We start from the raw sequence: 14,027 nt of genomic DNA, 5'->3' as shown, positions 1-14,027 counted from the left end.
ACCCTGTCGCATTCAGCCCTAAATTTGTCGTATTTACACAGCGCCAAATCCTCAAATATCTTCCATATTTGTACCGTAAATAAAATTCAAACTATAAGTTAATCTGTGTTATGAAAAATTTACTCAAAACCAATTCACTTAAATCAATATTGCTAATTGCAATTATTATAGCTGCAGCCTTTCAATCGAACGGACAAGAAACCAAACCTTCCGCTAGTGGCTACGCACCTGTGAATGGCATCAAAGTTTATTACGAAGTATATGGTGAGGGCAAACCTCTTGTTTTACTGCATGGCGCTTTTTATACCATTGAAATGAACTGGGCCCAATTGATTCCTGAGTTGTCGAAAACCAGGAAAGTAATTGCCATTGAAATGCAAGGACATGGACATACGCCGTTTTCAGACAGGGCATTATCAATAACTACTTTAGCAAGTGACGTGGAAAAACTGATGGATTACCTGAAAATAGACAGTGCCGATGTAGCAGGATATAGTATGGGTGGCTCTGTGGCTTATCAGTTTGCTGTCCAAAGTCCTAAACGGTTAAGAAAATTAGTGATTATTTCTTCTACCTATAAAAGCAATGGTTGGCTCCCCATAGTAAACGGCGGGTTTAAAAATTTTAAGCCTGAATTTTTTGATAACACACCCATAAAAGATGCATACGATGCAGTGGCGCCTGATAAAACAAAATGGAGAAAGTTTTTAACGCAGATGTTTGCTTTCGCCCAGGTTCCATTCAATGTCGGTGATTCCAGGATTGCGAAAATTACCGCCCCTGTATTAATCATATCCGGTGACAACGACGGACTGGATAAAATTGAGTTGGCAAAAACATACCAATTATTGGGAGGTGGTGTTGCTGCTGATTTAGCACCGATGCCAAAATCGCATTTGGCCATTGTTCCTTCACAAGGGCATGTTACCCTGATGATGCAAACGAAAACTATATTAGGCTATCTGAATGATTTTTTAAAGTAAACATCACGTATTTAATCGTTTTATATAAACCGTGCCTTTCTTCTCACCAGCTTTGCTAATCATCTGTTGCTGAACTAACAATTGCAGGTCTTTTTTAATGGTGTGAACGGAAAGATCGGGGAGTCCTTTTACAATATCATTCAACTTAACGGGTTGTTTTTCTTCAATGTATTGTATGATCTGTTGCTGTCTTTCATTTATGTAGTTACCCCGTTCTTTGTAAGAAGCATACTTAGCTTCCAGTTTCTCTATCAATATTTCAAGGCTACTTAAAAAAAACAGCATCCATTCACTGATAATTTCTTTATCAGTTCCCCTGAGCTGCTGATCGTGCATTAATACACGGTAGTATTCTTTTTTTCTTTCTTCAATGATATGTTCGAATGAGATGTATTGTGCAAATTCATATCCTGTTCTCAGTAATAATAATGTTGTAAGTAACCGCGACGTCCTTCCATTGCCATCCTGAAAAGGATGGATAGATAAGAATTCATACACGCATAGCCCAATGACCAATAATGGATGAACAGACGATTGCTGTAAAGCTGTATTCACCCAATCAATCATTTCCTGCATTTCCTTTTGTGTCAGGTGGGGTACAGTTGTATTGAATATGGTTCTTTGATTACCATCAGGGTAATTAGCAACAACGGAGTTGGGCAAATTCTTGTATGCGCCTTTATGTCTTTGGTCTTTGCTGCTATACTTTAATAGAATGGCGTGCATTTGCAGTATGTATGACTCTGATAATTCAATGCTGGATGCATTATCTAAAATAATGTCCAGGGCTTCATAATAGCCGAATACTTCTTCTTCATCCCTGCTTTTAAATTCCGTGATCCTGATATTATTTACCAATTGTTGCACTTCTTCGTCTGTCAAAACAGCTCCTTCGATTCTCGTTGAGGAACCGATACTTTCAATGGTGGCAATTTTCCTTAGTTCCCGTAAATAACGATCGCTCTTGTTTTCAATGCTCCCCCATCGTCCTTTAAAAGCATCTATCTTGCCAATTAACTGGATGACCTTTTGCATATCCTTGCTATTGAAATCCAGTTTTGAAGTATGCATATATCCCTAATTTATCTTTATTTTATCTATAAAGATAGCTATTTCTGTCAAAATATCCTTATTTTACCCTTATTTTATCTATATATAAGTTTGCAGTGTATATGCTGCTTATTTGTAATGTAGCCTTCCGTGTTTTTGAAGCCTTATCAAACACGGAAGGCTACAAAAATGATAAGGCTTCAATCGGACTTCAGAAGAATTAGTGACAGAATAGTAACTGGAAAATGTTGACATCCAGACATGTTTCAAAAGCTATGCTTCTTTGCTTTATCCTGGTAGTAAAGGGCTTTGAGGTCAGCATTGGGGGCAATATCAGGTTTTTTCAAATTCTCTATCAGCTGAATGATATTTTTCCGCTTTCCAGCTTGCTTATATACCCTGCTGCTATATTTATTCGAAGTTCTTTTCATCATTCAGGCTGAAGGTTTTCAAGGTCGTTGATGTCTTTTGACCTACCCGATACTTTTTTGGCTTCAATCAGATTGTTCTTATGAATAGTTCTGATCTTCAATTCGTCATCTTCAAATAATACTGATTGATTGAAACAAGTTTCAAAATCCAACCCTTTCACACGTATCATAACATCGATTGCTACAGGCGGATTTCCAAATGTGAATACGTCCCAATTCGGATGAAACAGAAAGTTATCTTCCGTCATATCGAAAACCGACATACCAAATTCAGAAAAAGCTTTTTTTAGCTTTTGATAATTCTCACTCGTACGTTCAACCCATATATCTATGTCGCCGGTTGTGCGGGAATAACCATGTAATATCACAGAGAACCCGCCAACAAGTAAATAACGGACTTCATTGTTATTAAGTGCAGACAGGAAGTCTCTGAAATCGTCGTTGAAAATGTTGCTCAAGCGGGTCTGGATTTAGCTAAAAACTTCGTTCGATCAAGTTTAGGGGGGTATTCTCTGGATAGTTGTAGGCAACACTATTAAGAAACGAAGACACCTCTAATCGTTCCTGCCAACTTAGATTCTTATAATATGCAGCGTGATCAGCTGCTGCGGCAGCTGTTTGGGCCTTAAATGATGTCCTATCCAATTTAAAAGATGCCATATACAAAGTTAATTATTATTTTCATTCTTATTATTGGTCCTTTTTAAAGGGTACGTTATATAGCTTCTTTAAACAGTTGGAGAGGATGCTGGAGGCGGCGATTCTTTTATAATGCTTAGTTATACTCCTCAGCCAATTTTGGCAACGTCACTACTAGGGCCGTTGTGTTAGGGTTTATAATCAGCAAGTGCTTTTTATCACGATTTTAATGAATTTACTACTCGAATGCAAAATCCAATTCGATTGACCACCTGAGTCCGATTCATACCGTTGTTCTTATCTGTAATAGTTGCCTCAACCTTGGCAATCGTGATTTTTTCCCGCCTTGCTGCTTGCTTATAAGCCTTACTACTACAATTATTGGAACAATACTGGGTTTTGGTTGTCCTTGCTATGAATTTGCTGTTACAGAGAACTGGCAAACTCTTTCGATGCGGATAGTGCAGGCAAAACTATTATGCAATAGGTTTTACGGCCACCTGCAGGTAATGATTAAAAAAGAATTCTTTTTTAATCAAGATAGTTTGTTCAAGTAATAATTTGCGCTCGGTTAACATTTGTCCATATTCTGCAAGGTTATACTGGTGCGGATGCAGGGCATCAAACCCAGTAAAACGGAAGAGTTGCCTAAAAAAAGTATGGTTATGTGCATCGATCGTAATGATTAATTTACCACCTGGCTTTAACCAACCTGCCAGTTTATCATAACACAAATGGATATCACTTACATGGTTAATAGCATTCATACAGAAAATGGTATCGTATAAGCGGGATGGAACGAAATCTTCCAACGGAACAGAAAAGAAATGAACATTCGGGTACCACTCCCTTTTAAAATGCGGCAACTGAATATAAGCATCCAGTAAAGGATCTTCCGCATCCACAGATAAGTTAACAGGCAATGCGATAAAAATCCCCGCAGGACCACATCCACAATCCAATACAGCCATGCCTTCTGCCGGTTGCCAGCGTTGTATCAGCAACAATACCTTATGCCAGTAAGCTTTTTTCTTAATCAGGTATGCTTCCGGATCTTTACCAATCAAATAGTTTTTCCACCATCGGATCTCAAGCGATTGAGCCAGCGACCATTTTATTGTTTTTTTTCTCATCGCCACTAATATAGTTCTCTTTCGACTATACCTTAACATCATAAGAAAAAAACTTCTAGAACTGCGATGAATATTGTACCGCCTACTTCCCGATGCAGAAAATGACTTAGGCTGATTCTATTGGGTTTCAGAGGAATTAGTCCAGGAATAGTAACTGGTTTTGAATGTATTGAGAAGAGTCCTTATGCTTTAGGGAAAGTACTTATAAATCTCTTTTCTTCCCAGAACACGTACCAATTCAACAGTTCCATTTTCAAAAATGAATCCAATCCTATATTCACCCATCCTGATACGATACGCATTTTTAAATCCGGAGAGTTTTTTACACGAAATCAGGTCTGATAGCTTTTCAATACGTGATAATTGATCTATCACCTTGGCAAGCTGAACCTGAGTTGCACCCGGGAGTTTCAGTGCATCTTTTTCAAAGGACTTGCGAATTTCTATATTCACTTAGCCTGCTTTAAACGCTTTAGGAAATCAGCTTTCTCCGTTTTAGTAAGCAGCGCAGTTTTCTTTCCCTTCTGCATAGCATTAACCAAAGCAGCATCTTCTTCAGCTTCAGAATAGAAACCAATATCAAGACTGCTCAAAAAAGCTTTTACTACCTTTTCCTGCTGCTTATTCCGTGGATTAATGATAAGTGTCATAGCCCAAATTTAAAGATTTTATCGGGAAATCTTCCCATTTCAATACTCTACCGGAAAAACCGCTTCATTTCCATGTCACCTTCCTCCTTTAAGTGTAGCCTTCCGTGTTTTTGACCTCTCCCCAAAAAACCGGGCATACATAAAGTAGAGAATCGGGCCAAAATTGCGTAACTTTTAAAAGCAATACGGCCATGAAAAAGACAAAATTTACCGAGCAGCAAATTGCCTTCGCGCTCAAGCAAGCCGATACAGGCACACGGGTGGATGAGGTTTGTCGTAAGATAGGCATTTCAGAAGCGACCTTTTACAACTGGAAGAAAAAGTATGGTGGTCTTGGGATGTCTGAACTTCGGCGGCTGCGCCAGTTGGAAGAAGAGAACTACCGCTTAAAGCAGATAGTGGCAGACCTGACCCTGGATAAGCAGATGCTTCAGGACGTGTTAAAAAAAAATCCCTGAAGCTGCGACAGCTTAAAGTATGTGTTCAGCGACTGCGTGATCAATATCGTGTGTCTGTTCAACGTGCCTGCAAAGTGGTATGCATGCATCGCTCGGGTTGGTATTATAAAGCGCATAGAAGGCCTGATGGTCCGTTGAGACAAAGGATTAAAGAGATTGCAGCTGTTCGTGTCCGATATGGTCTATGGCGGATTTTTATGGTTCTTCGAAGAGAAGGATGGAAGGACGGCGCTAACCGCGTGTACCGGATTTACAAGGAAGAAGGATTGAATTTAAGAAGTAAACGCCCCAGGCGCAACAAAGCAGCCCGCCATCGGCTGGAACGAGTGGAAAACAACAGTTTAAACCAATGTTGGAGCATGGATTTCGTTTCAGATAATCTCTTTAATGGCAACCGGTTCCGATGCTTAACTGTAGTGGATAATTTTAGTCGCTTTTGTCAGGCGATACGAGTGGGAAAGTCGTTAAAAGGAACAGACGTCGTGGAAGTAATGGAAGCGCTGAAAAAACAAAATCAACTCGTTCCGGAAAGAATCCAGGTAGATAACGGAAGTGAGTTTATCAGTAAGGATCTGGATAAATGGGCATATGAAAACAAAGTCACTTTGGATTATTCCCGACCTGGAAAGCCCACTGACAATCCATTCATCGAGTCCTTTAACGGATCATTCCGCGATGAATGCTTAAATACGCACTGGTTCCTATCTCTGGAGGATGCTTATGAGAAAATAAGTGGCTGGGTAGCGGAATATAATCACTATCGACCGCACAGTTCTTTAAATGGTAAGACGCCTGCTGAAGTAGTAGATGAACAACTGATAAAACAATCAAAAGAGCGAAAGGAAAAAAACATACCCAAGGTTCCTCTTCATGAAGGGATGTATTTTGCAGCTACAGAAAACCTGTCGGCTTCACCGGAAAATACATACCTTCATAAAGAGTTTTTTTATCCTTCAAACAGTCCGAATTCTCCAACTTAGGAGTGCCCGAAATCCGGAGGGAGGTCAAAACAACAAAAAGTCTAAATTAGCGATGTCCTAAAAATGATAAGGCTTCACTTTTCGTCAACTACAATTATTTTAAAATCACTTTTTCTCTCCTTGCCTTATTAATTAATTTTTCAAAATCAATCGGAGGGATTAATGGGCAAAATTGGCCGAATATCCATCTATCCTTCTTTGTTCCATTTTTACCGACTATATAATAAGAAATACGGTATTCAATATCGTTCTCTTTTAGCTTTGAATTTGAAGTCTTCCCTGTGATCTTTACTCGTTTCAATCGTTCAAAAAAGAAATGCTTTTCCTCATTATTATGTTGCTGCAAATGAGTGTATGCTTCGCATATGAAAGTATGCTGACCTTTTCGACCAATATCTTTCATTGGAATTGTTTTACTCAAAGCAACCTGTTTATCTTTTCTTCTAATAATTTCCTCAAAAGAATGTTCTAATTTTTTATTCATAAACAATGATTTTCTAAATTTTCTCGTACATCTTTATGACAAAATCTACTCACTCGCATGCTGCCACTGCACACGTCTATAGAAATATTGAATTGAAATTTACTTTGAGGGGGGAGGGATAACAAGTTGCAAATAAAAAATGACATATACAAGTTTTTTTATTTTACGTGTTAACACGTATCAAACCTATCACTTTGCGTATCATACTGCATCATTGTTGCCCATAATCTGTTCGCGATTTCCCAAGTCTGTTACGAATCAAGAGTAGTAACGGAATAGTAACGAGAATCCAGTTACTAAAGGCAAGAAAGGGCAAGTAAAGGCAAATGAAATCCGCTGATAATCAATATGAACAGTATAGAATGTGGGTGGATAGTGACGCGGCTATTTGCCGATGCAGAAAATGACTTGGGTTGATTTTAGTGGGTTTCAGAGAGATTAGTCCAGGAATAGTAACATTATACCGCAGATAACAATTTCTCCTTCTCTATCTCCTTCAATGATTTCCCATTTATGTCTCGCCAGTTATGGCGCCCATTGATATTATAACCCACTATAACGGCTGCTGCAGGAGAAGCAGCATCAAATAAATGATCACTTTGGAATATATATTTACTACCTATCAGAACTAAAACACCGTTTTTAATGAGCCTGTCTCTTAAAGCAGCATAACCTGCTTGTAAACCGTTTGTAGGTTCTTTTGCAGCCTCTGATCCTTTCAAAACAACAATTCCTTCATCCGTTTGGATAGCGGAAGCTTTTAATCCTGATACAGACAGTGACAACTCCAAATAACCATCATTTACCTGTTGAGGCTTTGTAATGACAGAAGGTGATGCCAAGCTTTCCATAAGCTGTTTTTTGCTTTGGGGGGTTACATCTTCCATTAACTTATGGCCAAACACACCCAACAGAAGTCGCATAAATGTTAAAAACTCCTCCATCGCGTCACGATCTGCCATCGGTAAGGATGACTGTTGGGGTTGATTGGAATTACCTACTTTATATCGTTTTGTAGAAAACGCTATGTTAATAAGACGACTCTCTAAATACTTTACGTGCGATTTAGTCAGGTTTTCGTCCTTACCGACAAAAAAGATAACCTCATTCCAAAAATCTTTGTTTGCGATATGGTTTTGCAATCTGTCGAACACGTTCTCTGCTTCTCCAATATAAACCATCGGTTCATTTGTGTCTTCATCTATGCCTAAAAGGAAGTACACACCGGGTTTCCTTGCTTCTGCATAATTACCTATTTCAGATGCTCTTGATCTGGGAAATGATACTGCTTGGATTGTATGATTCACAACTTCACCGAATTTTATTCCAGTAACCGTACCATCTTTTAAATAGATTCGTATGTTTTTCCCAAAAGTTTCCATAGCTGTACCTGTTAAAGCATTCAATTTCTATCGCAAATTCCTCCTATTATATCTAATACTAATGTAATTAAAAATATCAAATGCAGCTTTTTATTTAAAAAATCGCTTCATTTCCATCTCACCTTCTTCCTTTAGGAAGATCAAATCATCCGGGGTGTATATCAGCTCTGTACCCAATACGTTCATTTGTTTCGGGATGGGTTTACCAAATCTCCGCTCCAGTTCGGTAGTCAATGATGGGTTTATTTGTACAAGCTGCTGCAACAGGTTCCGGTAAGAAAGTCCACTGGCCAAGATCGTGTGAACCCCTATAGCTACCCCGTCCAGTAATATGTTCATCAGGGATAAACCAACTGATTTGGGTTTCGCTGTAACCAAATCCCATACGTCATCAATGATTAAGAATTGATGTGGTAGTTCCTGTTTGTCTGCGACATTCTCTCTCTTTTTTATTTCCCTCTGTACCCTTTTCAATAAATGCAGTCTTGACTTAACGGTTGATTTTTCAGGGTCGTCCTTTAAGAAAACAACATCATTATTTATATGCAGGTTTTGTTGAACAATCTTTGACGTTGCGATGATATAATTCATTTGGTTGCGGTCACAGTTCAATTGCAACAGTCTACCAACCACTTCTGTCAGTTGGTTATCCTTGCTGTAAGAAACCATCAATAATGAAATTGCTGCAAGGTCAATGTACTTATCTTCCCCATTGCTGTTCTTGCCTATCACAAAAGGAATTGTCATCTCCACCAATTCTAAGCTGGGCTCACCTTCCCTTATATTCTTCTTGATATTCTCCAAAAAGCGTTATGTAAGGTTTGAAAGTGATACTTGTGAAATTCTCATTCAGAATATTTGCCACTTCATATCTTATAATGAACCGCCCTTTCTTCTCCGCCAGCACCCCTTCAATGTATGGCTTAATATTTTCCTGTGGCGGAAACTTCGTAAACTCAACTCCCTTTTTCCCGCATTTCGCAATAGTAATCCCTTTAACAAAGGATATTCGCATAGAATCTATTTGGGCCTTTGTAAGAACCTTTTTTCCAGACAAGGTTATCATCGGAAGCGGAACACTACTTGTCCGTACTATTTTCATATCGTTATCGGTTCCTGATAATAATTGACCGGATACAACTGTGCGTATATCATTAGAACCTGCTATAATAACATTTCCTCTTTGTTCGGTCTCCCTGCTATTATCTTTCATTTCGTACAAAACATTATAAACATTATTATAACTGATGAAGCCATTTGAAGCACCTTTATACCCATACCACAAATCCTTATACTCAGGAGCATCACCTCTGCAATAGTTCAAGAAATTCTTCTTTAACACGTTCAGAAACCGGTTGAACATTGTAGTATCATATTTTCCAAGATCATAACGTGTATGCTTGAAGTTGTAATCTTCAACTTCTCTTTGCGCTTGCGTGATTCTTTCATTTTCCTGTTGCAGTGTAATTCGGCTCTTTGCTTCATTCATTGACTTTTTTACAGTTTCTCGTACACTCGGTGGGAAGTCGCTCAACTTCGTTGTCTTTGTTTCAGCGGTAGCTAACTGATTTGAGCCTAAATATATCTTCGTATAAGCCGAATAATCATCATTGAAATAGTAATCGTTTATCTTATTACCATTATAATTTGCTTTAAACGACCTCATAAGGTCTGACACGCTTACATCAAAATATTCCTTCACCACACGACTTAATACACCTGCGTTCATTACATATCTTGTCCTGAAAGAAATAGGTCGCCGTAAAAACATTTCCGGAACATTTTCTTGCTGCAAGATTACTTCGCTGATGCTACCGTTGGCCATTACTACTTTGTAGTCTTCTCGAACCGAGTGAGGGCCTTGCGAATTATAAGATTCTTGCATATGCATTTGAACAAGAAATTTCACTTTTTCAGCTGCATCCCCAAATTTCTGGGCTTTTGAGTAGAAATTAACTATACACAAAAGGTGTATAGTCAGGATAATTGCTTTTTTCATTGTGTTTGTATTTTTCCTGAAAATCAGACCGATTACTCGGGTTACAACGGATTTCTATTGATTTTTCAGATTGTTTCCGAACAGGAAGAGGAATAGCTCCAGTTGATCGGGTTTATATCCGTATTTTTTGGATAATTGAGAACACACTCGCAAATAGTCAGCATAATGTCGTATACCACTTTGTTCATTAGTACCCATACCAAAAAATGAGCGCAGTTCTTTAAACTCTGTATTATTGAGAATACGAATAATTCTTGCGTCCATTATCAAGCACCTATTTCCATCCATCTTTATATTAAAAAAATACAGCAGCTTAGTAAGGGTACTCAACCCAATACCATTACAGCTTTTTAGCATATTTTTTAATTCGTCCTCTGTAATGCTCTTTTGAATTGGCAACTGTTTTGATAAGAATTTGACTTGTTTAAGGAACTTTGGAAACAGGGTTGCCATATTGAATCCTAACGTGTACCCGTTAGGATACCCCCATAAAATGGTTGCAAATATTGCCTTGCAAGGGTCCTCTTTTACTATGGAAAATAATTCACCCCTAGAAAAGGTCACCACTTCATTATTCAATAAAGTATCATTATAAAACTGAATAAACTGTTGTCTATTCCGATATGGCTCCCATACCTTTCTCTTTGTCTCAAAAGAATGCTCCCTGTAAGGTATCTGTTTGATTAGGTTCGTATAAGCTGCCAGTTCCATGCTTTTATCACTGCATTTTATGTGCAGTATTCCAAAAATAACGCATATATGCGTCTATTCAAAATATTCATTTGACCCAATTTGGGTCCGTGATTAACGTGAAAAACAAGAAGTTGGTAACAGCCCTAGGGGAACGAATACGGAGCCTAAGGTTAAAGCAAGAACTATCCCAGGAAGACCTTGCCAATGAAGCTGACGTCCCCCTGTCACAGATCGGTCGCATAGAACGCGGTGAGAACAATCCCACCATATCCACTCTATACGTTATTGCGAAAGCGCTTAAAGTTGATTTGAAAGTGTTGGTAGATGTTAAATTCTAAGAGTAACGTTTTTCACCTCCACATTGTGTACTTTTTTTGATTCAAACTGTCTGGCGGTACCTTTCCCTTATTTTAAGATCGGAGTCGAATTTTCCCATTATGTGTGAAGAATCTTCCACCCTTTATACTATTCAGGTATAAGAGTGGAATTATTGGAATCTGTACCCTTTGGAAATATCACCCCGAATCTGTATTTTATTATTTATATAGCGGGAACAAAGAAACATCTCGTTGCAATATTGCAATTTGCAATTTCGAAATAAAAAAACCGGCCAGAAGTTCTGACCGGTCTTTTATTGATTTTGACTACAGAGTCGCTTTTTTACAATATTTATTGTGTTCATGGGTTAGGACACCATCCTTTTCCAACCTCTGCAGATCATTATATACAGTTCGTTCATGAACATTAAATCCAAGGTCTTTAATGACCTGTTCGGCATCGTCCTTGGTGAAACAATCAGGAACCGCTTCCAGCATCTTGGTTTTCCTATCTACAACACTCGACACTGTGGTTTTTCCTTCACCCTTTAAGATTTGTCCGGCGAAGTAGGCATGAACAGTCAATGTTTCGATCATCGAGAAAGCAGTATTAAAATCAGTATCGTGACAGATATATTTATTATCACTGTTCCTTTCTGACCACTTTCGGAATGCGCTGAGCAGCATTGCAATTTTGAAAATTGCACGTCCATTCCGTTTTATCACCTGATCCATGTGTTGTTCCTTTGCAACATTATATTGTTGTTGTAGTTCCAACCCATTAGTTCTGATACGATCGAATTGATCATCAGTAAATGTGAAATCAAATGGATGTGAAAGTGTAAAATCAATAAGGGTGGATAACTGCTCTGTATACTCTTCTTTTTGTTCAACAAAGTGTTTCCATCCACCAGGTCTCACATCATAGAATGGTGTTACGTCGTTGTAGGTATAAAACAGGTTTCTACTAAACGCTCCATCACTGACAACCGGAACTACATTCGGAAGCTGGTGAGGGTTACCGGCAGTCAAAAACGAAAACTTAGGTGTTTGCACTATTTCCTGGTTCGATGCAACTCTGCCATTTCGCAACACTCTGTTATCGTATCCCTGTTTTAAAATAAAACTCATTCCATTCTTATCATACTTCAGTAACTTACTCAACGCCTCAATCTCTTCGTCATATAATACCCCTGTTCCATCACTGTTATTCAGTTGGCTTATGATAGATTTAAAGGTACCATTGATCGAAATCAGTGGCGCGTAATTTGTTTTTTTATTAGCATCTACCCATGAAAATATATCCATTGCTTTACTCATCATCCGTTTACCAGATGCAGCAGGAGCAATAAGAAGTGAATAAATGTTTGCATACAAAAGATCATCAATATACCAACCAGTTATAGAGTGCAAGTGTCCGCTTATAATTGTGACGAAAGACAGGAGGAACATATCCTTCTCTCTTTTCACTGTAAACACATCGGTTACATCGCGTATTAATCCCGGGAGGTTGTCGTACACATCATCATTAAAGAATGATGTTGTATCCTCTGCAATTTCATTTACAATGGGAAGTGTTTCTTTTGAGATCAAAACCTCGGGTTGTATTATAACTGGTCTGTTCCATGTGTTATAAAGTTCAGTGTTTTTATAAGCGTTGTTCACTACTCGTTCGATCTCTTTTTCATCGAATCCACTATCAGTATAACGATCAATACACAAATCAATTACAAAGTCTTTACATAGACCCCATTTGTTACAGTTGCTAGCCAGCGTGAGCACAAATTTATTCCGGCTCCCTTCCTCGAATTTGCATACTCTTTCAGTAAAACTGATCGCGTATTCGAAAATCTCTCTCACCTGACAGTCAATAGGGGATCCATTTCTTTCCACTGGTTTCTTTACCTCCTGTTTCTTTTCTACTGGTTGATAAGCAACCACTTCATACAACTCATTGAAAAATGCATCTTTATCCCAACAAAGGAATGTAAGACGTGGGACATCAGAAGTGTGGTCTGCCGGGAACCCGATTTTATCCGCATAGTATTTTGCAACCTGTGCATACACATCTTTATGGTTTTCCACCGATGCTTCGACTTCAACAACAACTTTTAACCCTTTACCTGAAGGGCTTACAAACACCAGCTTCGTTATCACCTCGTCCTTTATTATTGCTTTTGCACGCTCCAATTCTTCCGGAGTAGGTATTTTATCGAAATCAAGACAAACGTGTTGGGTATACCTGACCAGATTTTCAGTCTTTCTACCCCCTTCGAACTCTCCTGAAAAGGTAACAGCAGGTAGTTTCTTTTTTTGTTCATCGAACTCCGTTTTCTTTCCTTCTCTTAATAGGGTTCTCAACTGATTGGTTTGTTCCATCAGATCATCACCTATGATAAGGTCATAAACTTGTTGTAAACTCATTACTCCTGTGGGAACTGACATGTTCCTGAAATTTGAAATTGTCTGTTTCATTGTTATTGTTTTATTGTTTTTAATACTGATTTCTTTGCGATTGCTGCACGAGTACCTGCTGGATTTTTCAATAGAAAGTCCATTACATCATCTTTACGCAGGTAAATCTTTTTACCAAAGGGTCGGTAAAAGGGTACCTGTCGGGTTGACGTTAAATGATAGCCTTGATTTTGTGAAAGACCTGCATAGGTGCAGAACTCTTCAAGAGTGAATACTTCTTTGTGAAGTGATAGGAGTCGTTTTATTTCTTGCAACTCCTGTAGGATTTGTTTTTCCATTTTTGATGGTTTTTGAGTGATTAAATAATGTTCTGATTGAACATTTTATATCTCTCGTCCCCATCAATCGCGGAG

Annotated in this window: 14 protein-coding genes and 1 pseudogene; 3 read left to right on the top strand and 12 right to left on the bottom strand. The window is 38.4% G+C overall.

The features are described 5' to 3' along the window. Positions 1-110: 110 nt before the first annotated feature. A complete protein-coding gene (locus SEDOR53_RS0107220; RefSeq protein WP_051416538.1) occupies positions 111-983 on the top strand; it encodes an alpha/beta fold hydrolase in 873 nt (290 codons plus the stop codon). A gap of 3 nt (positions 984-986) precedes the next feature. Here the strand turns inward: SEDOR53_RS0107220 and SEDOR53_RS0107215 are convergent, their stop codons facing one another. From SEDOR53_RS0107215 to SEDOR53_RS0107185, 5 genes are all read right to left on the bottom strand, one after another. Beyond that, positions 987-2,054 (bottom strand): Fic family protein, encoded by a 1,068-nt coding sequence (locus tag SEDOR53_RS0107215; RefSeq protein WP_051416537.1) that lies wholly within the window; start codon positions 2,052-2,054, stop codon positions 987-989. 409 nt (positions 2,055-2,463) lie between these two features. Beyond that, positions 2,464-2,922 carry a DUF6036 family nucleotidyltransferase gene (locus tag SEDOR53_RS0107205; protein WP_026769119.1) on the bottom strand — a complete coding sequence of 153 codons (459 nt, stop codon included), beginning with the start codon at positions 2,920-2,922 and terminating at the stop codon, positions 2,464-2,466. A gap of 657 nt (positions 2,923-3,579) precedes the next feature. After that, the gene (locus SEDOR53_RS17355; RefSeq protein ID WP_051416536.1) at positions 3,580-4,236 is read right to left on the bottom strand and encodes a bifunctional 2-polyprenyl-6-hydroxyphenol methylase/3-demethylubiquinol 3-O-methyltransferase UbiG; all 657 of its coding nucleotides are present in this window, start codon (positions 4,234-4,236) and stop codon (positions 3,580-3,582) included. Between the two features lie 189 nt (positions 4,237-4,425). Next, complete coding sequence (locus tag SEDOR53_RS0107190) at positions 4,426-4,689, bottom strand: type II toxin-antitoxin system RelE/ParE family toxin (RefSeq protein ID WP_026769117.1); 264 nt, start codon at positions 4,687-4,689, stop codon at positions 4,426-4,428. Then, complete coding sequence (locus SEDOR53_RS0107185; RefSeq protein WP_026769116.1) at positions 4,686-4,886, bottom strand: hypothetical protein; 201 nt, start codon at positions 4,884-4,886, stop codon at positions 4,686-4,688. Before SEDOR53_RS0107185 ends, SEDOR53_RS0107190 begins: the two co-directional genes overlap by 4 nt. A gap of 191 nt (positions 4,887-5,077) precedes the next feature. On the opposite strand from SEDOR53_RS0107185, the pseudogene SEDOR53_RS19045 reads away from it, so the two are divergent. Further along, a pseudogene (locus SEDOR53_RS19045) lies at positions 5,078-6,144 on the top strand (IS3 family transposase); the annotation flags it as partial. Between the two features lie 274 nt (positions 6,145-6,418). Here SEDOR53_RS19045 and SEDOR53_RS0107170 read toward each other — a convergent pair. The 5 genes from SEDOR53_RS0107170 to SEDOR53_RS0107150 form a co-directional block, all read right to left on the bottom strand. Beyond that, complete coding sequence (locus tag SEDOR53_RS0107170; protein ID WP_026769114.1) at positions 6,419-6,808, bottom strand: hypothetical protein; 390 nt, start codon at positions 6,806-6,808, stop codon at positions 6,419-6,421. Between the two features lie 458 nt (positions 6,809-7,266). After that, positions 7,267-8,190 carry a GIY-YIG nuclease family protein gene (locus SEDOR53_RS0107165; protein WP_026769113.1) on the bottom strand — a complete coding sequence of 308 codons (924 nt, stop codon included), beginning with the start codon at positions 8,188-8,190 and terminating at the stop codon, positions 7,267-7,269. 90 nt (positions 8,191-8,280) lie between these two features. Continuing rightward, positions 8,281-8,994 (bottom strand): hypothetical protein, encoded by a 714-nt coding sequence (locus SEDOR53_RS0107160; RefSeq protein WP_026769112.1) that lies wholly within the window; start codon positions 8,992-8,994, stop codon positions 8,281-8,283. Further along, positions 8,960-10,189 (bottom strand): hypothetical protein, encoded by a 1,230-nt coding sequence (locus tag SEDOR53_RS0107155; RefSeq protein WP_026769111.1) that lies wholly within the window; start codon positions 10,187-10,189, stop codon positions 8,960-8,962. Before SEDOR53_RS0107155 ends, SEDOR53_RS0107160 begins: the two co-directional genes overlap by 35 nt. A gap of 54 nt (positions 10,190-10,243) precedes the next feature. Further along, positions 10,244-10,900, bottom strand: coding sequence for a hypothetical protein (locus tag SEDOR53_RS0107150; protein WP_026769110.1), 657 nt, complete (start codon positions 10,898-10,900; stop codon positions 10,244-10,246). An 89-nt stretch (positions 10,901-10,989) separates the two neighbouring features. Between SEDOR53_RS0107150 and SEDOR53_RS19460 the strand changes: the two genes are divergently transcribed. Next, the gene (locus SEDOR53_RS19460; RefSeq protein WP_198018837.1) at positions 10,990-11,220 is read left to right on the top strand and encodes a helix-turn-helix transcriptional regulator; all 231 of its coding nucleotides are present in this window, start codon (positions 10,990-10,992) and stop codon (positions 11,218-11,220) included. Positions 11,221-11,526: 306 nt separating this feature from the next. Here the strand turns inward: SEDOR53_RS19460 and SEDOR53_RS0107140 are convergent, their stop codons facing one another. Further along, on the bottom strand, positions 11,527-13,674 hold the full coding sequence (locus SEDOR53_RS0107140; RefSeq protein ID WP_037360744.1) for a BT4734/BF3469 family protein: 2,148 nt from the start codon (positions 13,672-13,674) through the stop codon (positions 11,527-11,529). Positions 13,675-13,676: 2 nt separating this feature from the next. Continuing rightward, positions 13,677-13,952: a helix-turn-helix domain-containing protein gene (locus tag SEDOR53_RS17345; protein ID WP_051416535.1), complete on the bottom strand. Its 276-nt coding sequence runs from the start codon at positions 13,950-13,952 to the stop codon at positions 13,677-13,679. Between the last annotated feature and the right edge of the window lie 75 nt (positions 13,953-14,027).

It is taken from the genome of Asinibacterium sp. OR53 (assembly GCF_000515315.1).
Classification (GTDB): Bacteria; Bacteroidota; Bacteroidia; order Chitinophagales; family Chitinophagaceae; genus Sediminibacterium.
The sequence above is the reverse complement of the archived record's forward strand: the minus strand, read 5'-3'. Positions and strand labels throughout refer to the sequence as shown.